The 22,509-nt window shown below is 62.9% G+C and carries 18 protein-coding genes; 8 read left to right on the top strand and 10 right to left on the bottom strand.

Features of this window, described 5'->3' with window-relative positions:
- Positions 1–55: 55 nt before the first annotated feature.
- Complete coding sequence (locus GGQ68_RS08790) at positions 56–2,320, top strand: OmpA family protein (protein ID WP_246429312.1); 2,265 nt, start codon at positions 56–58, stop codon at positions 2,318–2,320.
- 92 nt (positions 2,321–2,412) lie between these two features.
- On the opposite strand, the gene GGQ68_RS08785 is transcribed toward GGQ68_RS08790, so the two are convergent.
- Positions 2,413–2,832 carry a hypothetical protein gene (locus GGQ68_RS08785; protein ID WP_183965098.1) on the bottom strand — a complete coding sequence of 140 codons (420 nt, stop codon included), beginning with the start codon at positions 2,830–2,832 and terminating at the stop codon, positions 2,413–2,415.
- A 103-nt stretch (positions 2,833–2,935) separates the two neighbouring features.
- A complete protein-coding gene (locus GGQ68_RS08780; protein WP_183965709.1) occupies positions 2,936–4,546 on the bottom strand; it encodes a peptide chain release factor 3 in 1,611 nt (536 codons plus the stop codon).
- Between the two features lie 185 nt (positions 4,547–4,731).
- Here GGQ68_RS08780 and GGQ68_RS08775 point away from each other — a divergent pair, with 185 nt between their 5' ends.
- The gene (locus GGQ68_RS08775) at positions 4,732–4,995 is read left to right on the top strand and encodes a DUF7218 family protein (RefSeq protein ID WP_183965096.1); all 264 of its coding nucleotides are present in this window, start codon (positions 4,732–4,734) and stop codon (positions 4,993–4,995) included.
- Between the two features lie 180 nt (positions 4,996–5,175).
- Here the strand turns inward: GGQ68_RS08775 and GGQ68_RS08770 are convergent, their stop codons facing one another.
- Complete coding sequence (locus tag GGQ68_RS08770) at positions 5,176–6,171, bottom strand: Hint domain-containing protein (protein ID WP_183965094.1); 996 nt, start codon at positions 6,169–6,171, stop codon at positions 5,176–5,178.
- A 127-nt stretch (positions 6,172–6,298) separates the two neighbouring features.
- On the opposite strand from GGQ68_RS08770, the gene GGQ68_RS08765 reads away from it, so the two are divergent.
- Both GGQ68_RS08765 and GGQ68_RS08760 read left to right on the top strand, forming a co-directional pair.
- The gene (locus GGQ68_RS08765; RefSeq protein ID WP_183965092.1) at positions 6,299–7,078 is read left to right on the top strand and encodes an SDR family oxidoreductase; all 780 of its coding nucleotides are present in this window, start codon (positions 6,299–6,301) and stop codon (positions 7,076–7,078) included.
- Complete coding sequence (locus GGQ68_RS08760; RefSeq protein WP_183965090.1) at positions 7,079–8,230, top strand: hypothetical protein; 1,152 nt, start codon at positions 7,079–7,081, stop codon at positions 8,228–8,230.
- A gap of 5 nt (positions 8,231–8,235) precedes the next feature.
- On the opposite strand, the gene GGQ68_RS08755 is transcribed toward GGQ68_RS08760, so the two are convergent.
- The 5 genes from GGQ68_RS08755 to GGQ68_RS08735 form a co-directional block, all read right to left on the bottom strand.
- The gene (locus tag GGQ68_RS08755) at positions 8,236–8,922 is read right to left on the bottom strand and encodes a M48 family metallopeptidase (protein ID WP_183965708.1); all 687 of its coding nucleotides are present in this window, start codon (positions 8,920–8,922) and stop codon (positions 8,236–8,238) included.
- 285 nt (positions 8,923–9,207) lie between these two features.
- Positions 9,208–11,367 carry a phosphoribosylformylglycinamidine synthase subunit PurL gene (gene purL / locus GGQ68_RS08750; RefSeq protein ID WP_183965088.1) on the bottom strand — a complete coding sequence of 720 codons (2,160 nt, stop codon included), beginning with the start codon at positions 11,365–11,367 and terminating at the stop codon, positions 9,208–9,210.
- Between the two features lie 75 nt (positions 11,368–11,442).
- Positions 11,443–12,012: a DUF6151 family protein gene (locus tag GGQ68_RS08745; protein ID WP_183965087.1), complete on the bottom strand. Its 570-nt coding sequence runs from the start codon at positions 12,010–12,012 to the stop codon at positions 11,443–11,445.
- Between the two features lie 78 nt (positions 12,013–12,090).
- On the bottom strand, positions 12,091–12,486 hold the full coding sequence (locus GGQ68_RS08740; protein ID WP_183965086.1) for a YbaN family protein: 396 nt from the start codon (positions 12,484–12,486) through the stop codon (positions 12,091–12,093).
- Positions 12,487–12,813: 327 nt separating this feature from the next.
- A complete protein-coding gene (locus tag GGQ68_RS08735; RefSeq protein WP_183965085.1) occupies positions 12,814–13,719 on the bottom strand; it encodes a LysR family transcriptional regulator in 906 nt (301 codons plus the stop codon).
- Between the two features lie 166 nt (positions 13,720–13,885).
- Here GGQ68_RS08735 and GGQ68_RS08730 point away from each other — a divergent pair, with 166 nt between their 5' ends.
- Entirely contained in the window at positions 13,886–17,302 is a 3,417-nt protein-coding gene (locus tag GGQ68_RS08730) for an indolepyruvate ferredoxin oxidoreductase family protein (protein ID WP_183965084.1), read from the top strand.
- Between the two features lie 185 nt (positions 17,303–17,487).
- Complete coding sequence (locus GGQ68_RS08725; protein WP_183965083.1) at positions 17,488–18,300, top strand: glutamate racemase; 813 nt, start codon at positions 17,488–17,490, stop codon at positions 18,298–18,300.
- A 12-nt stretch (positions 18,301–18,312) separates the two neighbouring features.
- Here GGQ68_RS08725 and GGQ68_RS08720 read toward each other — a convergent pair whose 3' ends face one another.
- Positions 18,313–18,930, bottom strand: a complete 618-nt coding sequence (locus GGQ68_RS08720; protein WP_183965082.1) for a BLUF domain-containing protein — start codon at positions 18,928–18,930, stop codon at positions 18,313–18,315.
- A 389-nt stretch (positions 18,931–19,319) separates the two neighbouring features.
- Between GGQ68_RS08720 and argC the strand changes: the two genes are divergently transcribed.
- Together argC and ccmE are read left to right on the top strand one after the other, a co-directional pair.
- Positions 19,320–20,348 carry an N-acetyl-gamma-glutamyl-phosphate reductase gene (gene argC, locus GGQ68_RS08715; protein ID WP_183965080.1) on the top strand — a complete coding sequence of 343 codons (1,029 nt, stop codon included), beginning with the start codon at positions 19,320–19,322 and terminating at the stop codon, positions 20,346–20,348.
- A gap of 165 nt (positions 20,349–20,513) precedes the next feature.
- Complete coding sequence (gene ccmE, locus GGQ68_RS08710; RefSeq protein ID WP_183965078.1) at positions 20,514–20,963, top strand: cytochrome c maturation protein CcmE; 450 nt, start codon at positions 20,514–20,516, stop codon at positions 20,961–20,963.
- Here the strand turns inward: ccmE and GGQ68_RS08705 are convergent.
- Positions 20,945–22,360: an ATP-binding protein gene (locus GGQ68_RS08705; protein WP_183965076.1), complete on the bottom strand. Its 1,416-nt coding sequence runs from the start codon at positions 22,358–22,360 to the stop codon at positions 20,945–20,947. The two genes, ccmE and GGQ68_RS08705, sit on opposite strands and share 19 nt — an antisense overlap.
- Between the last annotated feature and the right edge of the window lie 149 nt (positions 22,361–22,509).

The following is a 22,509-nucleotide window of genomic DNA, read 5'->3' as shown; positions in this document are numbered from 1 at the left end:
TGCCTTACCGCGCGTTATAAGCTCAAGCCCCGTCGGGGCATTGAGAGGAGACATAATGAAAACCCGCAAGTTTCTTACGGCGTCGACCGCCGCTCTGGCACTCAGCGTCAGCAGCGTAGCACAGGCCCAGAACGCTGCCGCCAACCTGCCGAACGGCCAGGTGAACCAGATTGTCGACGCGCTCACCGATCTCTGCGCCACAGGCGAGGCGCTCCCCGAGGCATTGGATTGCGCCCTTGTAGCCGAAGCACAGGCCGACCCGTCCAAGCAACCTCAGCTTATGGACATGGCCGCGGACCTTGCAGCTGACGGCGTCGACCTCCCTGCATCGGGGAAGTTGATGCAACTGGCGCAGGCTGATACGCAGGCGACCGTCGCAGCTGATGCAAATGCCGAGGCTGCTGCGCCCACCGAGGACGACCTTGCCGCCGCGTTGAAAGCACAGGCTCAAGCCGCAGCCGACGATCTTCAGGCGCAGGCAGACAGCGCTCAGGCCGAAGCCGAAGAGACAGTTGCCGAAGCAGAAGCCGCCGCGCAGGCCGAAGCCGAGCAAGCAGCACAAGCCGCAGCCGAAGCACAGCAGGCCGCCGAGGCAGACGCCGAACAGGCAGCCCAGGCCCAGGCAGAGGCTGAACAAGCAGCTCAAGCCGAGCAAGAGCAGGCCGCTCAGGCCGAAGCCGAGCAGGCAGATGCCGAGGCTGCCGCACAAGCAGACGCCGAGGCACAGGCGCAAGCAGACGCCGAGGCTCAGGCTCAAGCCGACGCAGCCGCGCAAGCGGATGCAGAGGCCGCACAACAGGCCGACACGACCACAGATCCGCTTCCGCAGGTTGAAGCCGCAGAAAATGCAGACGCCGCCGCCGGTGCTGATGTTGCCTCCGAAGGCAATGCCGCATCAGAGCCAGACGTTGCATCCGGCACCCAGGAGGGTGAGGCAACCGCTCAGACCGAGGCGCCAGTACTCGACGAAGACGAAGTCGCTGCGCCCCTGACCGATAATCCTGAGGCCCCGGTGGCCGACACCGGTATTTCCTCAAGCGATCTTGCACAGGCCCTTGAGCAGGCCGGGCTGAATGAATCCGCCGAAACGGTGGCCGAGGCCGAAGCCGCTGCCGAAGCGCAGGCTCAAACCAACGCCGAAGGCGAATTGGATGCCGAAGCTCAGGCGCAGGCCGATGCCAATGCGCAGGCGCAGGCCGATGCGGTCTCTCAGGCTGACCAATCGACTGCCGCCGCCGCAGCCGGTGAAGGTGCTTCTGGCAACGAGCCGGAAGTGGTCGAAGAAACCGTGACCGCAGACGAGGTGCGCAGCTCCACCGAGGACTTCGCCAACTCCGTCACGGCCGCCCCGACCGACATCTCCGCTCAGGAGCTTGAGGACGCCAAGGACCGTGCCCGTGACAACGGCAGGGATGCCGAACGCGCCCGCACTGTCGCAGGTGCCGCACTGCTGGGTCTCGGCGCTGTCGCGCTCAACGAAATCCTCAAAGGCGACGAAAAGGTCGTGTCCAACAGCGGTGACCGCGTGGTGATCGAGGACAACGGCAACTTCCGCGTGCTGCGCAACGACGACGTCCTGCTGCGCCGCCCCGGTGCTGACGTGACCACCTACCGCTACGACGATGGCTCCACCCGCAACGTGGTGACCTACGAAGACGGCACCGTGGTCGAAACCATCAAAGCTGCCGATGGCCGCGTTCTGCGCCGCTCGCGCACTCTGGCCAATGGCAACGAGGTTGTTCTGTTCGATGACACGCAAGCCACGCAAGAGGTGGTCATCAACGATCTGCCGCAGGTGAACGCAACCCGCCCGCGTGAGCGTGTGGTCTACCGTGACACCAACGACACCGACGCTCTTGCCCGTGCGCTGTCCGCTCAGGAGGTCCAAGGCGTCAACCGTACGTTCTCGCTGAACCAGGTGCGTAACATCGAGAAAGTGCGCCAACTGGTGCCCGAAGTGACCGTGGACACGATCAACTTTGAAACCAACAGTGCCGCCATTCGTGCCGTCGAGGCCGAGGAACTTTCGGCTCTGGGCAACGCCATGCGTGACGCCATTGATCGCAACCCCGGCGAGGTCTTCCTGATCGAGGGCCACACCGACGCCGTTGGCAACTATGCCTACAACCTTGCCCTGTCCGACCGTCGTGCAGAATCCGTGGCGCTTGCCCTGACCGAGTACTTTCAGGTGCCGCCGGAGAACATGATCCTGCAAGGCTACGGTGAAAGCGACCTTGTCGTGCCGACGACACAAGCCGAGCGGGCCAACCGCCGCGCCGCCGTGCGTCGCATCACGCCACTGCTGCAAGCTCAGAATTGATCTGACACCGCTTCCGCGATGTAAAAAAGCCCCCGCAGGACACTGCGGGGGCGCTTTTGTACTAGGCTCTCGGAACAACAGCTCCGAGCGGATTACTGAGCCACTTCGGCATCCGTCAAGAAGACCGCGCGATAGGTCTCGGTGCTTTCATCGAAATTCAATGTGCCACGCACCTTCACTTCCGTCGCTTCCGGGATATCCTCCATCGGCTCGGACAGGTGGACTTCCAACGTGGGACCATAGCCGTTCGACCCGCAAAACGGGCAGTCCTCAGGGTCTGGAACGATCAGGAACTGGCTGACGTAGGGCTGCGCCTCGACCGGCACGTAAAATCCGGTGATCTCGAAAGCCTCCGCCTGCGCGCGCAGCGCCTCGGGGATGGTTTTTTCGACCTTCCACTCGGTCTCCGTCTCGGTTTCGGCGTATTCGATGCCGGTGATCAGCTCCCATGGATTGGCAAAGGCGGGAGCCGCGACCAAACAAAAGGCCGCGAAAAGAGAGGGGACGCGCATGAGAACCTCCTTTGGTTTGATTGAGACATAAAACGAAGGGCGCCACTCTGCCAGAGGGCGCCCTTCACGATGGCGATTTGGCGCTTGTTCGGCGCGGCGTGTCTCAGACCATCATTTCCTTGGTCGCGGACAGCGTGACATCCGGATAATCGCGCTCGATCCGGTCGATGTCCCACTGAAGCCGCGTCAGGTAGACCACGTCGCCGTCATTGTCGTAGCTGATGTGCTGCTTGTTGGCGTTCACGAACTTTTCGACGGCGTCCTTCTCCCCGTGCACCCAGCGGGCAGAGGTGAATTGCGACGGGTCAAAGCGCACCGGCAGGCCGTATTCCATCTCGATCCGGCTGCCCAGAACCTCGAATTGCAACGCGCCAACGACGCCGACGATAAAGCCCGAGCCGATCATCGGTTTGAAGACCTTGGCCGCGCCTTCCTCTGCGAATTGCATCAGCGCCTTTTCCAGGTGCTTGGATTTCATTGGATCGCCCGCCCGAACGCCCTGCAGCAGTTCCGGCGCAAAGGACGGGATGCCCGTGACCTTGATCGGCTCGCCTTCGGTCAGCGTATCGCCGATGCGCAACTGCCCGTGGTTCGGGATGCCGATGATGTCACCGGCCCAGGCTTCTTCGGCCAATTCGCGGTCGGAGGCGAGGAACAGCACCGGGTTGGAAATCGCCATGGGCTTCTTGGTGCGCACATGGGTCAGCTTCATCCCGCGATGAAAATGCCCCGACGCCAGACGGACAAAGGCCACGCGGTCGCGGTGCTTGGGGTCCATATTGGCCTGCACCTTGAACACAAAGCCGGTGACCTTCTTTTCCTCAGGCGCGATTTCTCGCGGCGTCGCCTTCTGGATCTGCGGCTCCGGCCCGTAGGTGCCGATGCCGTTCATCAGTTCCTGCACGCCAAAGGAGTTGATGGCAGAGCCAAACCAGATCGGGGTCATATGGCCTTCGAGGACCGACTGCGGGTCAAGCGTTGGCAGCAGCTCGCGCGCCATCTCGACCTCTTCGCGCAGCTTTTCCAGCAGGCCTGCGGGGATGTGCTGCTCCATGCGCGGATCGTCGAGACCTTCCAGACGGATGGACTCCGCGACCTTGTTGCGGTCGGCGCGGTCCATCAGCTCCAGCCGGTCGTTGAGCATGTCGTAACAGCCCAGGAAATCGCGGCCCATGCCGATCGGCCAGGAAGCGGGCGTTACGTCGATCGCAAGGTTTTCCTGAATCTCGTCAATGATATCAAAGGTGTCGCGCGCTTCACGGTCCATCTTGTTGCAGAAGGTCAGGATCGGCAGATCGCGCAGGCGGCAGACCTCGAACAGCTTCTGCGTCTGGCTTTCCACACCTTTCGCCCCGTCGATCACCATCACGGCGGCATCCACGGCGGTCAGCGTGCGATATGTGTCCTCGGAAAAGTCCGAGTGACCGGGGGTGTCCACGAGGTTGAAGCGGAAGTTATTGTCGCCGCTGGCAAAATCGAACGACATGGCGGAGGCCGAGACAGAGATGCCCCGGTCCTTTTCCATCTGCATGAAGTCCGAGCGCGTGCGCCGCGCCTCGCCCTTGGCCCGTACCTGACCGGCCATCTGGATGGCGCCGCCATAGAGAAGGAATTTTTCAGTCAGCGTCGTCTTGCCGGCGTCCGGGTGCGAAATGATCGCAAAAGTCCGGCGGCGGGCGATTTCAGGCGGAAGGGTGGGGCGATTGTCAAGCATGGCGCGCAGATAGCGTGAATTCGAGGTCTCGTCCATTGGGGATGTTACGCCGCCTGATGCCGAAGCGTCTTGAGTATTTCTAAAAGCGAGGAAGCTTGGCGGGCTTCGTCGCGCCGGACATATGATCGGGAACTCTGTGCCATGGCTTCGGGTTTGATGTGCAGATCAGACAGGGAGTGACTGACATGGCCGAAGACCACGGATCATCGATCAAGAATGACAAGCTTTACGGGGATTTGCGTGACAAGGGCATGTCCAAGGAAAAGGCCGCGCGGATCGCCAACGCGCAGGCCAATGACAACATGCACCCGTCGGAAAAGGGCGGCAAGCAGCCCCCGTACGAGGACTGGACCAAGGACGACCTTTATGCCCGGGCGCAGGAGATCGGGATTGATGGGCGGTCAGACATGAACAAGGACGCGTTGATCGAGGCTTTGCGCAACCATTGAGGCTGGTAAGATCGGCGCGGCGGACACCTCAGGGCGGCGCTGAGTCATGCCCACCGTGACACTCCCCGAAAGGCTGGGCAGCGGCGCGTCATTGCGCGGCCACAATGCGTCCCACGCCCGGGGCCGCCAGCCGGATGCAAACTTCATCCGGCTATCGCTTAAGCGCGGAGAAGAGAGGCTCTAACCCGTGGAAGACCTGCGCAGCAGCGCTGCCGCATCCGGGTGCGACAGCAGCGACTCTCCAATCTCCAGATCGGAAATATCGCTTCGCTTGTGTCCGGGCACCAGGTTGGACAGCGAGTCCAAAAGCTCCTCTGGCAGGGCGGCTTGGGTGCGCGTGTTGACCAGCATTGATTCCGCGGCGATTCCTTCGGCGTAGATGATCTGATGGGCGTCAAACAGCATCTGGTAATAGTCGACAAAGCCACCCGGCGCGACGGTGACCGTGCTGTCATTCACCAAGTGGCGTGCGCGCACCAGAATCTCTGAACGACCGGCTCCGATTTTGTCGAGGCGCTGATAGATGAACAGCCGATGATCCGGAGAGACATAGAGGTCGCGCGCGTTGTTCAGCGTACCCTCGGCAATGCGGATCGGTGCAAAACGCCCCGTTGCGCGCACAGTGTGGTGGCCGATCCATTGGATAGGCTGCGGGCCGTCGTCGCGGGTCAGAACCCGGTCGCCAATCGCCAGATCCTCAACCGCTTTTTGTGCGCCGCTTGCCAGCGTGATCATGGTCCCGGCCGTAAAGGAGGTGCAGGCCGTCTGGGCATAGCGGGCCAGCGCAGCCTCCTCTGAGACGCCGACCAGCACGTAGTCGGTGTTTGGCGTCATCTCCGCCAGCGGCATCACATGGACCTGTGCCGCGTCGCCCGCGTCGTCGGTTTCCACCAGAACAAGGCATTCCGTCGTCTCGCCCGACCTGGACATGAACGTGACGCAGCAATCGAGGTGCAGGGCGTGGCCGGGCACCCCCTGTTCCGACTGCTCCGCCAGGCGGAATGGCGGTGTTGCCGCGCTTGTGACGCTGAGCGGTTTGAGCATCGACATCGGTGACAGGCGGTACACATCGTCAGGCACCAGATCATCCGCCCATGACAAGGCGTCGCCAAGGTTCGCCCCGTTGATCACGCGCAGCGCGGTGGCGGGGAAAACATTCAAATCGGTGGTGGGCATTATAGCGTCCCTGACGTACTGAAAAGTGATGCAGCGCACATCCATTGTATGCCACCACATTGTGGCATCAAATAGGTGTGAGGTCGGCGATTTGCTGACGTTGCGTAAACAAAGCAAGGAGGGTGCCATGGATCTGGGCATTCGAGGGAAACGCGCACTGGTTTGTGCGTCGAGTAAGGGTTTGGGACGCGGTTGCGCCGAGGCATTGGCCGAAGCAGGCGTGGATCTGGTCATGAACGCGCGCGGTGCGGAGGCATTGGAAGAGACGGCTCAGTCTATCCGCGACCGCTTTGGCGTGACGGTCACCACTGTCGCGGCGGACATTGTATCTGAGGACGGCCGCGCCAAGGTGCTGGAGGCCGCCGGTGATGTGGACATCCTGGTGACCAACGCGGGCGGACCGCCTCCGGGCATGTGGTCCGACTGGGGCCGCGAGGATTTTCTCAGCGCGCTCGATTCGAACATGCTGACTCCAATCGCGCTGATGACGGAGCTGATGCCGAAGATGATCGACAAGGGGTGGGGCCGGGTGGTCAACATCACCTCGCAATCGGTCAAGGCGCCCATCGCGGTGCTGGGACTGTCCAACGCGGCACGCACCGGGCTGACAGGCTATGTGGCAGGCACGGCGCGGCAAGTGGCAGAGCACGGGGTGATCGTGAACAACCTGCTGCCGGGCATCCACGCCACCGACCGCGCCATCGCCTTGGACACCGGCGTGTCGCAGCAGCAGAACATCTCCCTCGACGCGGCCAAGGCACAGCGTCAGGCGACGATCCCCGCAAAGCGCTACGGCACGCGCGAGGAGTTCGGGGCCATGTGCGCTTTCATGTGTTCGCAACACGCGGGCTTCATGGTGGGGCAGAACGTGCTGCTCGACGGCGGCGCGACCCTGGCCACGATCTGAATGGCCCGTGGACCGGATGGTGTGGGGGGCGGCAAAGGCGTCTCCCTCGCCGATCAACTGTTCAACGCGCAGTCCGTCGCGGATCTGGGGGCGCAATTCGCGGTGCTGCCGGGCTTTGACGCGGACCGTTTCGTGGCACAGGTTGTGCCGGGACTGGCGTCGCGCAGCTTGCTGGAGCGGCTCGACTGGATCGCGGACGGGCTGGAGGCGCAACTGCCCTCCAACTTCGCCGCCATGGCCGACGCGCTGGAGGCCGCCATGCCACCTGCGCTGGACAGCAGCCTGACGGACAACGATTTTGGCCGCTTTATCCATGCAGTGCCGGGTATCCTCGCGGTGCGGCACGGGCTGGAGGATCACCGGGAGCGGGCGCTGGATCTGCTTTACGCCGCGACCAAACGCTTCTCGATGGAATTCTACATCCGTCCCTTCCTCAACCGCTGGCCGGAGGAAACGCTCGCGCGGCTGGACCGGTGGGTTGAGGACGACAACTACCACGTGCGCAGGCTGGTGAGCGAAGGCACGCGGCCCCGCCTGCCGTGGGCGCGCAACCTGATCCTGGACCCAAGCGTGCCGCTGCGCTTCCTCGATGCGCTGCACAGCGATCCCACCCGCTACGTGACGCGGTCTGTGGCCAACCACATGAACGATTTGTCAAAGGTGATGCCAGAGACCGTGGTGACACATCTGTCAGCTTGGCAAGCGTCCGGCCGCCAGGCCCCGAAAGAGATCGACTGGATCACCCGCCACGCGCTGCGCACCGCGGTCAAGCGCGGCGAACCCGGTGCCCTGGCGTTGCTTGGCTATCGCGCGGGCGGTGTCACCGCGCATCTTACGGTCCAGACGCCGACCTTGCGGATCGGTGATGCGTTGCACTTTGCCGTCGACCTGCTTGGCGCAGACGACCGCAATGTCATGGTCGACTACCGTCTGGGATTTGCCCGACCGGGGCGCGCGGTGGAAAAGGTGTTCAAGCTGAAGACCGGGCGCTTGCAAAAGGGACAGCCGACCACGTTTGAAAAACGCCATCCCCTGCGCGGCGATGCAACGACCTACAAGCTGCATCCGGGCTGGCACCGGCTGGTGGTGCAGGTCAATGGCGAGGACGTGGCCGAAGGCGGCTTCGAGCTGTTGTCCGACGCAGAAGGATGACAGGCCTAGGTGTTCTGCCAGCGGGTCTCCATCGCTTCGATGGCCTTGATCCGCTCGTCGGTTTTCGGATGTGACATAAGCCAGGCAGGGGCGCCACCGCGCGACTGTGTGAGGGCTTCGAGCTTTTGGAACAGGCTCTTTTGCGCGGCAAGGCCAATGCCGGATTTGTGCAAGAGCGCGCTGGCGTAGGCGTCGGCCTCGTATTCATCGCTGCGCGACAGTCGTGCCGCCAGCAAGGACGCCGCGAAATGCGCCAGCTGCGCGCCGATCCCAAAGGGCAGAAAGCGTCCGAGGATCATCATCAAGGCCGTGCGAATTGCGTTTTGCCCGGAAAAGTCGATCATCCGGCGCCGCGAATGCCCCAGCGCCACGTGGCCCAATTCATGCGCGATGACCGAGGCCAGCTCTTCTGCCGTGACCTCGCCATTGCGGTACTTGCGATAGAACCCGCGCGTGATGAAAATCCGCCCGTCCGGCGCGGCAAGCCCGTTCACGGGATCGATCTCGTAGATATGCACCTTGATCCGCGGCAGATCCAACGCCTTGGCCATGCGGTCGGTCAGGCGTTTCAACCCCGGATCAGCCAGTTCGGTGGATTTCGCATCAAGCTCCCGACGGGTGCGCCAGGACGAGACCTGATACATGACCAGCGCATAAAGAATGGCGAGCAGGAGGGGCGTGAACTTCAGCATGGTGTGAATATGGGGCACGACGTGCCAGCGGGGAAGGGCGCAATGCGTGAAAAGAATTGATTTGCCGGTGAGCGGAAGGGAAGGGGGGCTCTGGCTCAGCAAAGCAAATGCATCAAAGCCGCCGTCGCCTGATCCTGTGCTGACGCACGCCACCCCGTCCCGCAAGCGGTTTAGCCGTCTCCCCGCGCGGCGGGGCCCCTCGGCGAAACAGCTTGCGCGCCGTGATACCGTCCGTCGCCCCGGTCTCAGGCGACGGCGGCTCCGAAGCAAAAGCTTCTGACGAGGTCAGCCGAAAGTGGCGGCGAAGGCGCCGTCGTGGACGTTGACCAACTCGGACAAGGGGGCCTCGGAGCTGCCCATCTTCATCGTGGTGCCAACGAATTTCCCCACTGTGGTCAGCGTGACGCCGGCCTGCGCGGCGGCCAGCATCAGGGCCTCCGCCTGGTCGAAGTTGCAGGCGATCAGGTAGCGGCCCTGATCCTCGCCAAACAGCTCCTGCGTGTCGGCGCTGTCGAGCACCACACCCACGCCACCGGCTGCGGCCATTTCGAACGCGGCCATGGCAAGGCCGCCATCCGACAGGTCGGTGCAGGATTTGATCCAGTCCCGGTTGGCCCGGATGAAGTCACCGTTGGCCTTTTCCACTGCGAGGTCCACATGCGGCGCATCGCCGTCTTCGCGGTTGAAGACCTCTGCCAGCAAGGCCGACTGGCCCAGATGTGTACCGGTGTCCCCCAGCAGCAGGGCCACATGGCCTTCGCGCGGGGTGTCGAGGATCGGGGCCTCGTCGGCGGCAATCAGGCCCACCGCGCCAATGGTTGGCGTCGGCAGGATGCCGGTGCCGTCGGTTTCGTTGTACAGCGAAACGTTGCCGGACACGATGGGCATGTCAAGCGCAATGCAGGCCTGACCGATGCCATCCAGCGCGCCGACGAATTGGCCCATGATCTCGGGCTTCTCGGGGTTGCCGAAGTTCAGGTTGTCGGTGGTGGCCAGCGGCAGCGCGCCTACGGCGCTCAGGTTGCGATAGGCTTCGGCCACCGCCTGCTTGCCGCCCTCGACGGGGTTGGCCTTGACGTAGCGCGGCGTCACGTCGGAGGTGAAGGCGAGCTTCTTCTCGGTGCCATGCACGCGGATCACGCCCGCGCCAAAGCCCGGCGTGCGCATGGTATCAGCCATCACCTGGCTGTCGTATTGGTTGTAGACCCAGGCCTTTGACGCGTAGTTCGGGCTGGCCAGCAGCGCCTTCAGCCCGTCGATCGGGTCGATCTGCGGCACATCCGCCAGCGGCGCGGCCTCCGGGGTGGGCACATGCGGGCGGTCGTATTCAGGAGCGGAGGACGACAGCTTGGACAGCGGCATGTCCGCCATGACCTCGCCGTTGTGCACGATGAGGAAGCGGTCCTCGGCAATCGTTTCGCCCACGATGGCAAAGTCGAGATCCCATTTGACAAACACCGCCTTGGCCTCGGCTTCCTTCGCCGGGTCCAGCACCATCAACATGCGTTCCTGGGATTCCGACAGCATCATTTCATAGGCTGTCATGTTGGTTTCGCGCTGCGGCACCTTTTCCAGGTCCAGCCGCACGCCAAGGCCACCCTTGTCGCCCATCTCAACAGCAGAGCAGGTCAGGCCCGCCGCGCCCATATCCTGAATGGAGATCACCGCACCGGTCTGCATCAGCTCCAGCGTCGCTTCCATCAGGCGCTTTTCGGTGAAGGGGTCGCCGACCTGAACGGTGGGGCGCTTTTCCTCGATGGTCTCGTCAAACTCGGCCGAGGCCATAGTCGCACCGCCAACCCCGTCACGGCCCGTCTTGGCCCCAAGGTACACCACGGGACGGCCCACGCCCGACGCGGCGGAGTAAAAGATCTTGTCCGTATCCGCCAGACCGGCGGCAAAGGCGTTCACCAGGCAGTTGCCGTTGTAGGCCGCGTGAAAGCGCACCTCGCCACCGACCGTCGGCACGCCGAACGCGTTGCCATAGCCGCCGACGCCTTCGACGACGCCATGCACCAGTTGCCGTGTCTTGGGATGGTCCGGCTCACCAAACGACAGCGAGTTCATCGCCGCAATCGGCCGCGCGCCCATGGTGAACACGTCGCGCAGGATGCCGCCCACGCCCGTCGCAGCACCTTGATAGGGTTCGATGTAGGAGGGGTGGTTGTGGCTCTCCATCTTGAACACCACGGCCTGACCGTCGCCGATATCCACCACACCGGCGTTTTCACCGGGGCCGCAGATCACCTGCGGGCCGGTGGTCGGCAGTTTCTTCAGATGCAGCTTGGAGGACTTGTAGGAACAGTGCTCGTTCCACATGGCAGAGAAGATGCCGAGCTCGGTAAAGGTCGGCTCCCGGTCCAGGATGCGCAGGATCTCGGCGTATTCATCGGGCTTGATGCCGTGAGATGCGATGAGCTCTTCGGTGATGGCCGGTTCCTGCATGGGATTCCCCCTCGATTGGCATTTGCCGCGCTCTTTAAGCCAAGGCGGGCGCGGGGGGAAGGGGCAAGGCGGTCCTCAGGCCGTCGCGCCCCGTGCTGCTGTGCGTTCTGCCACGGTCAACACCTGCGGATCGCGCACCGGCTGGCCCGCCTCGTCAAAGAAGCTGCCGCGCGTCTTTTGCCGCAGCAGGGCACCGACGGCGCGCAGCAGGATCGTGCCGCCTGCCGCGTGAAGCCCCCGTTCCTTGACCGCGCCGCGCGTGATGGCGGTGTTCACATGACCTTTCACCGGGCCGAACCCGTCGCCCGGCGCGGGCAGGATGGCCCCGACAAAGGGCACCGTCGGCTTGGCCAGCGTGTTGGCGATGGGCGTCCCGCAACAGCCCGCGTACCAGCGCATCAATCCCTTTGGAGACAGGCGCAGCGCGCGCAGATGCTCCAGCCCGCCGGTGATCTGCAACGCCTCCGGCACGGTCTGCCAGATGTGCGTGCCGTTGTGGGGCGCGAAGATCTCCGTATGTCCCAGATGGCGCGCAAACGACTGGCAATCGGCACAATAACAGACCACGTGGCGACCCGGCGCGCTGTTAGACAGGCTCCAGGTCATGGCATGACAAGAGCAGGAGATATGTTGCGTGCTTTGCATCGAAAGGTCCCGGAACGTCTGTAGCGATGCAATCAGGTTAGGCTGTTTCCCCGGCGATGCAACTGAGGGTTTTCGCGATCACGCGTCGGGGCGGGTCCACACGTAGCTGCCCGCGCACAGAAAGCAGATCACCTGGATGCCCAGCACATGCGCGGGCAGGCCAACGGCAAGGCCGACGGCAAAGGTCGCCGCCATCATGCCAAGCGCCATTTTCTTGTGCCGTCTGGCAATCGCGCCTGTCTGCTCCCAGGCGACAACCGGCGGGCCAAGGCGTGGATGCGTTTCCAGCCAATGGCGCAGCCGCGGCGATCCCTTGCCGAAGCACACCCCCGCCAGCAGCAGGAACGGTGTCGTGGGCAAGACCGGCAGCACGATGCCGATCACTCCGAGGGCCACGGCCAATATCCCCGCAGCCGTCCACAGTGGACGGGCAAAGCGATGCGCCGAACGGTACGGCACACGGGGCGGCGGCATTTGCACTTTGTATACCTTTCGGGCTGGCTGACTGGGAGGAATGCTAGCGCGCGCCGCAGGTTGGGGAAGAGGGCAAGCCAAGTATCGCGCAGACTTCGTTAAAACACGGTGTCGCGTCCTCGCGCCTGGCCAAAAAAAAGGCCGAGCACAAAGCTCGGCCGAAGTCCAACAGGGAGGTTGAAGATGCATCGCAGATACTACGCTGCATCAACATGTGCCGATTAAATCATCAGATATGAGTCGAGCAAGCAAAACCATGTCGCAGATGCAGCATTGCTGTTATGCGTTGTGCGCATACCACACTGAGAATTTCTCCCCTGAGTTGATTTAGTCGGCGCCCATGGCGCGTCTTTGGCGTCTGTGTGCTATAATTTCGTCCTGAACGAAGTCGCGGAAGGCCGAAACGCGCTTCGACTGACGCAGTTCTTCTGGATATGCCAGAAAAACAGGCACTTCGATGCTTTCTATATCAGGTAGCACGCGGATCATCGTGGGGAAGTCCTCGATGATGTAATCCGGCAGCACGCCGATCCCGAGGTTTGCAACCACGGCTTGCAAGACGCCAAAGTAGTTGTTCACCGTCAGCGACGTCTGAACATCATGCGCCAGCAGCGATTCAACCAGCTGTTCACCCGCCATAACCTGCGGTGCGCCGGGCGCTTGGCAGATCAGACGGTGGTTCTGAATGTCCGAGATTTCCGTCGGCACACCGTGCGCCTCAAGGTATTCGGGTGATGCATACATCCGCATCCGGATCGACATCAGCCGTTTGCGGATCAGATCGGCCTGGCTCGGCTCCTTCATGCGGATGGCAACGTCGGCCTCCCGCATCGGCAGGTCGAGCACGCGCTCCTCCAGCATCAGGTCGATCTTGAGGTCGGGATATTTGTCGTAAAGTTTCGCCAGCCGCGGCGCGAGCCACAGCGCGCCAAAGCCATGCGTGGTCGTCACCTTGAGCTGGCCGAACACCTCTTCTTCGGAGTCGCGGATGCGCGCGGTGGCGCTGTCGATCCGCTTGATCATCGAAGAGGTCGCCTCGAACAGCAACTCCCCCTGTTCGGTGAGAATCAGCCCCCGCGCGTGGCGGTGGAACAGGGTGGTGTTGAGCGCCTCTTCGAGGGCGCGCACCTGTCGGGACACGGCAGATTGCGACAAATGCAGCGCATCGCCCGCATGGGTCAAACTGCCCGCATCCGCGACCGCGTGAAATATCCTTAGCTTGTCCCAGTCCATATCTTACACTTTCAGCTGCTGGCGCACACATAGACGCAGAAAACGATTAAATGAATACCAACTTGATTTAAGCGTCGGTCTTTAAGAAAAAAATCACGCATAGGTCAGTTTCATTGACCTTGTTTGTCTGTATAATGCCTCTAAACTCAGCGTTGGGAGGCGTATCATGAGCAAGCATCGGATTACCCTGAATGACAGGTTCGACCTGACAAAGGACACGGTCCTGTTGAACGGCACGCAAGCACTTGTTCGGCTGATGTTGACTCAAAAGGCGCGCGACCGCGCTGCGGGTCTGAACACCGCCGGATATTGCACTGGCTACAGGGGCTCGCCACTCGGCGCCGTCGATATGCAAATGCACCGCGCCCAAAAACAGTTGCATGAAAACGATATTCTTTTTCAGGAGGGGCTGAACGAGGACCTCGCCGCCACGGCCCTTTGGGGTGCCCAGCAGGCGGAACTGCGCGGCGAGGGCAAGTTCGACGGCGTCTTTGGTCTTTGGTACGGCAAGGGGCCGGGGGTGGACCGTTCCGGCGACGCCATGCGCCACGCCAACATGGCCGGAACGTCGCAGCATGGCGGCGTGCTGATGGCCATGGGCGACGACCACACCGGCGAATCCTCCACCGTTCTGCACCAGTCCGAATGGGCGCTGGTGGACGCCTACATGCCCGTTGTCAGTCCCGCAGGCGTGCAGGAAATCCTCGATTACGGCATTTATGGCTACGCGCTCAGCCGCTTTGCCGGGGTTTGGGTTGGCCTCAAGACCATGAAAGACACGGTCGAGGCCACGGCCGTCGTTGATGGCCGCCCGGATCGCGTGCAGCTGGTCACGCCGGATTTCCCCATGCCGGAGGGCGGTCTGAACATCCGTCTGGGCGACACGCCCCATGCGCAGGAAACGCGCATGATCGACCACAAACGCTTTGCCGCCGAAGCCTTCAGCCGCGCCAACGGCATGGACAAACGCGTCTGGGGGAAGCCGGGGGCCAAGATCGGCTTCGTCTCGGCGGGCAAGAACTGGCTCGATCTGCAACACGCCATGGCGCTGCTTGGCATCGACGAGGCAGAGGCAGAGCGCCTCGGCATCACCACCTACAAGGTCGGGCAGGTCTTCCCGCTCGACATGCAGGGCTTTCACGACTGGGCCGAAGGGCTGGACCTGATCGTCATCGTCGAGGAGAAGCGCAAGCTGATCGAAGTGCAGGTCAAGGAGGCGATCTTCGACGACCGTCGCGGGCGCCGCGTCTACGGCTGGTACAAGGGCGGCTCCGGCGCGATGCACCGCGAAGAGCTGTTCCCCACGCGGGGCGCGCTCGACCCGGTCTGGATCGCGCAGAAACTCGGCGATATCCTCATCGAAGAGGGCAGGGGCACCGATGGCGTCAAGGCCGGTCTCACCCGCATCGAAGAGGCCAATCGCGCCGACAATGCCGAGGAAATCGCCGCCCGCACGCCGTGGTTCTGTGCCGGCTGTCCGCACAACTCGTCGACCAAGGTGCCTGACGGCAGCCGCGCCTACGCGGGCATCGGCTGTCACTACATGGTGCAGTGGATGGACCGCGAGACCTCCGGCTTTACCCACATGGGGGCCGAGGGCGCGAACTGGATCGGGGAGGCGCCGTTTTCCACCACCCCGCATGTGTTCCAGAACCTCGGGGATGGCACCTACAACCACTCCGGCGTTCAGGCGATCCGCGCGGCGCTCGCGGCGAACACCAACATCACCTACAAGATCCTTTACAACGACGCCGTCGCCATGACCGGCGGGCAGGCGAACGAGGGCGGCCTCTCGCCCCAGCGTATTGCCGCCGAGGTCCGCGCCATGGGCGTCAGCCGCGTGGCGGTGGTCTATGACCAGAAGGAAGACGTGTCCAACGGCTACCCTGACGGCGTAACGCTGCACGAACGCGAAGACCTCGACGAGGTGCAGCGCAGCATGGCCAAGCAGGAAGGCGTGTCCGTCCTGCTGTACGTCCAGACCTGCGCCGCCGAAAAGCGCCGCCGCCGCAAGCGGGGGCTGTTCCCCGACCCGGACAAGCGGGTTTTCATCAACACCGACGTCTGCGAAGGCTGCGGCGATTGTGGCGTACAGTCCAACTGCGTCGCCATCGTGCCGGAGGAAACCGAACTGGGCCGCAAACGGGCCATCGACCAATCCGCCTGCAACAAAGATTTCTCCTGCCTCAAGGGGTTCTGCCCCTCCTTCGTCACCCTCGAAGGGGCGACGGTGCGCAAGGCGCAGACCAAGACGCTGGAGCTGCCCGACCTTCCCGACGCCGTCCTGCCCAGGATCGACGGCACCTGGAACGTGGTCATCACCGGGGTCGGCGGCACCGGCGTCGTCACCATCGGTGCGGTGCTGGCGCAGGCCGCGCAGATCGACGGCAAGGGCGCGGGCATGATGGAAATGGCCGGTCTGGCACAGAAGGGCGGTGCGGTACACATTCACCTGCGTCTGGCAGAGCGGCCCGAAGACATCAGCGCCGTCCGTGTCGCCACGGGCGAGGCGGACGCGCTGATCGGCGGTGATCTGGTCGTCTCTGCGGGGGCGAAAACGCTTGGCCTGACCCGCACGGGCCGCACCGGCGCCGTGGTCAACAGCCACGAGATCATCACCGGCGAATTCACCCGCAACACCGAATTCCAGCTGCCCGCCGACCGGTTGACCCTGGCCCTGCAGGCACGCCTGAAAGAGCGGGCCGCCTTCTTTGACGCGTCAGAGCTGGCGCGCGCCACCATGGGGGATTCGATCTTTTCCAACATCATGATCCTTGGCGCGGCGTGGCAGCGCGGGCTGGTGCCCCTGTCGCTCGACGCGATCCAGCAGGCGATCGAGCTGAACGGTGCGGCGGTTGCGGCCAACCTGCGCGCCTTCGACATTGGCCGTTGGGCTGTGCTGTACCCCGAGGACGCAGCCGGGATGCTCAAACCCAACGTCATCAGCAAACCCAAATCGCTCGATGAGAAAATCGCCTTTCGTGCGGAGCATCTGACCGCCTACCAGAACGAGGACCTCGCCGCGCGCTACCGCGACATGCTGCGCCCGATCCAGGATCCAAAGCTGAAGGAAGCCGTGGCAAAAGGCTACCACAAGCTCTTGGCCTACAAGGATGAATACGAAGTGGCCCGCTTGCATCTGGAGACCGAGCAAAAGGCGCGCGACACCTTTGACGGTGATTTCAAGATGACCTTCCACCTCGCCCCGCCCTTGATGAGCGAGGAGGGCAGCGACGGTCGCCCCAAGAAGAAGACCTTCGGCCCCAGGATGCTCACCGGCTTTCGCTGGCTGGCACGGATGAAACGCCTGCGCGGCACCGCGCTCGACCCCTTCGGCCGGACCGAGGAACGCCGCATGGAGCGTGCCCTGATCGCGCAGTACGAGGCTGACATGCACGCATGGCTTCCAAAGGCTGCGCCCGAGATCATGGAGCCGTTGATTGCCCTGGCCGAACTGCCGCTCAGCATCCGCGGCTTTGGCCCGGTGAAACTCGCCAACGCCGCAACGGCAGAAAAGCGCCGCGAAGAGCTGCTCGCCGCCTTGCGCAATGGCGGAAAAGGCATGGCACAGGCAGCGGAATAGCCGCCGGGCGGTGTCATTTCACCACAGATCACGGCGCGCGCATCATAGGCGCGCGCCGTGATGGATTTCCCCGCAAAAGCCTCTTATGAGATGTCCATGACCGCGCCATCTGTCCAAGGACCGGCGCGGGCGCAATCGAGGCACAGACGCGGCACCGAGACCGCGCGGGTGAAAAGGCGAAAGACATGGCAGTTGGCGTTTTCGATTCAGGTCTGGGCGGCCTGACCGTGCTGGATGCAGCGGTGAGGCGGCTGCCGGATGTGCCCTTCGTCTATTTCGCCGACAGCGCCCACGCGCCCTACGGTGTCCGCGACGCCGATGACATCTACGACCTGACGACCAAGGCCGTGTCGCGCCTGTTCGACGAAGGCTGCGATCTGGTGGTCCTCGCCTGCAACACCGCCAGCGCCGCGGCGCTGCGCCGGATGCAGGAAAACTGGATTCCCCGCGACAAGCGGGTGCTCGGCGTCTTTGTCCCGCTGATCGAAGCCATGACCGAACGGCAATGGGGCGACAACTCTCCCCCACGCGAAGTGGCCGTCAACCATGTGGCGCTCTTTGCCACGCCCGCCACCGTCAGCAGCCGTGCCTTTCAGCGCGAGCTGTCCTTCCGCGCCATCGGCGTCGATGTGGAGGCACAGGCCTGCGGCGGTCTGGTGGACGCCATCGAAGACGGTGACATGATCCTGGCCGAGGCGCTCGTGCGCTCCCACGTCGATGCCCTCAAGCGCAAGATGCCGAGGCCGCAGGCGGCGATCCTTGGCTGCACGCACTACCCGCTGATGTTCGACATCTTCCAGGACGCCCTCGGCGCGGATGTGAGGCTGTTCAGCCAGGCGGATCTGGTGCCCGACAGCCTCGCGGATTATCTCGACCGTCACCCGAACATGCTGGGCAGCGGCACCACCTCGAAGTTCCTCACCACCGGTGACCCGGCCAGGGTCTCGCGCCACGCCACCAGCTTTCTGAGGCACCAGATCATCTTCGAATCTGTGTGATCGCACAGCGGCTCAGGCGTTCAGCCTGGGGTTTACGCGGCAGCGCACCGCGATCTCCTGTTGTGGTGGAAGGGTGAAACGCGCCTCCAGATAGGCGCGCAGGAAATACATGATTTCCTTGGTCGCGCCCCGGGGGAACCTTTCTTCCAACGCGCGCCGCGTCAGGGTGAAATAGCAGGTCTGCCTGGTCTTGCGGCCATCCAGCCTGCGAAACCCCATGGACCAGCCATCAAACCTGCGGCTCGGCGCGCGTTGATACAGCATCACCTTCATCTTGTAGTGACGCGGATCGGCAAAGATCCGGTCCAGCGTCCGGTCGACCGTGTGCTGCGGGCCTTCGATGATTTCAAAAAAGGTGCGCGATTTGTACAGCAGCAGGCCCGAGATGCCGCAGATGGCATGTTGCCGATGCAGATCCGTCATCAGCGCATCGAGCTGCTGATCTGGCAGGCGGTTGCGGGTATGGCTGATATAAATCGCGCGATACAACTCCGCAGTCTTGGACGTGGCCTTGTCATCAGCCTTGCCAAGAACGTCGCTGAAATCCGCGACAGCCATGCCGGTGTATCCGCGCCCCGTGGCCACCCGTACGACCGGGCCACTCAATTCGGTATGCATGTGTGTGGACATTTGTCACCTCCTTGGCACGATGGTCAGGCCTCACAGCTCTGCCAGCGCGCGCCTCCAGGGACTTCTGCCGCCTCGTGGGTCATTCCCACGTTTCAGATGATTCCATTCAAATCTTAATCGCCCGTTTGGAGACACGCCAAAAACGACGACCCACAGCTGACTTTCACGCGCCAAAGTATAAACGCGATTGATTTATACTCCGCTCGCCTCGTGGCTTTGCGCGTGTTCCGTTGTTGAAACCGGGGGGGAGACAGGGTATCTCAAAGCCAAGGAGACCTTGCATGTATGACATTATCGCGCCTCTCAGCCGACGATAAAGCCGCCATCCGCCCGATCCTCGGTGCGGTGCCCATGCCTGTGTCCTGCTTTCTGAAAATTCGAGGTGTCTCATGACCCAATCCATCGCCATCATCGGCGCGTCCGGCTACACCGGCGCGGAACTGATCCGGCTCATCGCCACGCATCCTTCGTTCAGGATCACCGCGCTGGCCGCGAATTCCAAGGCCGGGCAGCCGCTGGCGTCCGTGTTCCCGCATCTGCGTCACCTCGACCTGCCGGAACTGGTGACATGGGAGCAGATCGACTTTGACCAGATCGACCTGTGTTTCTGCGCGCTGCCGCATAAGACCTCGCAGGAGGTGATCTCCAAGCTGCCGAAGACGGTCAAGATCGTCGACCTCTCGGCGGACTTCCGGCTGCGCGACCCGGAGGCGTACAAGCAGTGGTACGGCAACGACCACGCGGCCAAGGAGATGCAGACAGAAGCCGTTTACGGGCTGACCGAATTTTACCGCGACGACATCAAGGGCGCGCGGCTTGTCGCTGGAACCGGCTGCAACGCCGCGACCGGCCAGTATATCCTGCGCCCGCTGATTGCCGGCGGGGTGATCGACCTCGACGAGATCATCCTCGATCTGCAATGCGGCGTGTCCGGCGCGGGCCGGTCGCTGAAGGAAAACCTGCTGCACGCAGAGCTGTCCGAGGGCACAAACGCCTACGCCGTGGGCAGCACGCACCGGCACCTGGGGGAGTTCGATCAGGAATTTTCCGCGCTCGCAGGGCGCGAGGTGAAGATCCAGTTCACGCCGCATCTTGGCCCCTTCAACCGCGGAATCCTTGCCACGGCCTACGTTCGGGGGGACGCCGAGGCGATCAACGCCGCGCTCCGGACCGCCTACGCCGATGAGCCTTTTGTCGAAGTCCTGCCCATGGGGGAGACGCCTTCGACGCATCATGTGCGCGGCTCGAACTTCGTGCATATCGGCGTGGTGGCGGACCGCCTGCCGGGCCGTGTCATCGTGGTCGCGGCGCTGGACAACCTGTGCAAAGGCTCGTCCGGGCAGGCGATGCAGAACGCCAACCTGATGCTCGGCGTCGACGAAACCGCCGGTCTGATGCTGGCGCCCTGTTTCCCGTAAGGATGTCCTGGCTCTGCGGGCGCCGGGGTGCTGCCCCGGACCCCGGCCTGTTTCGCGACGCAGAAAAGGGGAGGGGCGGCCGAATTCGGTCAAATCGACGCGCCTCTCCCCTTGGTCGTTAAAATCGCATATATAGCAGTACGCTCATGTGACGGGAGAACGTGAATGGCCCTGAAATCGCTGAAAAAGCAACGCCGAATCCAAGTGGTCGCTTTGGCGGCGGTGGCTCTGATCGTCTCGACCGGGTTGATCGGCTACGCCATGCGCGACGGGATCAATTTCTTTCGCTCGCCCAGCCAGGTGATGGAGGCGCCGCCCACCGAAACGGAAGTGTTCCGCATCGGTGGCCTGGTCGAAGAGGGGACCCTGGTCCGTGACGATGGCGAAACCATCCGCTTTTCCGTCACCGATGGCGGCGCGACAGTGCCCGTGGTCTTTACCGGCGTGCTGCCCGATCTCTTTGAGGAAAACCAGGGGATGGTTGGCACCGGCCGTTATGTAGAAGGCGTGTTTCAGGCCTCTGAGATCCTCGCCAAGCATGACGAAACCTACATGCCCAAGGAAGTTGTCGACGCGCTCAAGGCCCAAGGAATGTATCAGGAACCAGAGACCTGAACTTGCGTCCGTTTGGGGGAGCGCCTTGGCGTTGTCATGTCAGGCTTTGGTGACGACGCACGTTTCGCGCGCTCCTGCTGCTTCGTCTGGACGCCGGGACACGGTGCGTTCGACGGGAGCGCGATGCCGACCTGCAAACCTGTCTCGGGCGCGCTTCGGATCATGAGCTGGCCGCCGGATTGCCGCGCGAATCCGGCCACGGCGGACAGGCCAAGCCCCGCGCCCTCGCTGGTGGATTTGGTGGTATAAAACGGCTCCGCCAGTTGGGGCAACGCCTCCGGCGAGACACCGGGCCCGTCGTCCTCGATCCATAGAACAGTCCAGGGCGGCTCTGAGCCAATGGGCTGCTCCTGTGGCGGAAGCTGGGTGCAGGTTTCCGCCCAGATGCGCACGCGCCCCGTGCCCACAGAAGCATCCTGTGCGTTCAGACAAATCTGAACCATGCAGGTTTCCAGCATATCCGCATCGACCCAGGCGGTCTGTGTCGACGGTGGTGCCGTGACCGTCACGCGCATCCCCGGGCCCAGCAAGTCGGGCAGCATGGCCTTGAGGTGGTTGAGAAACGCGTCCATCGGCACCTGCGCCGGCGACAGCCGCGTGCGCCCCGATGACGTCAGAAGCTGCTGGACCGTCAGCGCGGCGCGACGGGCGGCAGCACGGCTTTCAGACAACGCCTGCCGTTGTTCCTCCGGGTTGTCCAGCAGCTCATACAGCTCCAGATGCCCAAGGATCGCAGTCAGTTGATTGTTGAAATCATGCGCCACGCCGCCGACGAACTGGTTCAGCGCCCGCGCTTTCTGAGAGGACGCGTAGCGCGCTTGCGTATCGCGCAGCAGCCGTTGCTGTCGCAATCCGCTGAACAGCGACGACAGGACGTAGCCGAACAACACAACCGGCGTGACCAGCAACAGCACCCGATCGGACATTTGCGTCGCGTAGGGCAAAAGAATGGCCGTCAACGTGACAAGGATCAAGGCCATGCTGATCACGTCCGTGGCCACGATATGCGGCTCCAACAATCGGCGTTGCTGAATGTAGGTGACTTGCCCGACCAGCGCAAAACTCGCGACGGTCAGCAGGGCGATATTCTGGTTCAACGCGATCAGATACAGCGGGTAAATGGAATAGTTCACGATCATGAAGGCATACAGACCGATGGCAATCGGGAAGGCCAGGCGGTCAGGCACGGGGAACCGCCGAAACAGCAACCCGGCAAACGTCGCCTGAGACACCAGATGCACCGTCAGCCAGATCAGGCACAACACATTGCCGCCAAACACGCCCACAAGCAGCGCCGTCACGGTCACCGCCGCCAAACGCGCAGCAACCTCCATGGGGGCGCCGTATTCTGCCCGTCTGACATCGTCGAGACGGTCTTCAATTGGGGCTTTTGTCACCGTCCAAGAATTCCTGCCAAATTGCCTGCAATTCCACCTAGTCGAGTTACCGTAATCGAAGCGTGAAAAAACCGCCACGTTTTTGGAATACGTGGCGGTTTGCAGGGTTGGATCAGCCGAATTTTGCCGATTGGTGTATCTGAAACTCA

Source organism: Sagittula marina, from assembly GCF_014196795.1.
In the GTDB taxonomy this organism is placed as follows: domain Bacteria; phylum Pseudomonadota; class Alphaproteobacteria; order Rhodobacterales; family Rhodobacteraceae; genus Sagittula; species Sagittula marina.
This window is presented reverse-complemented; position numbering and strand designations above follow the sequence as displayed.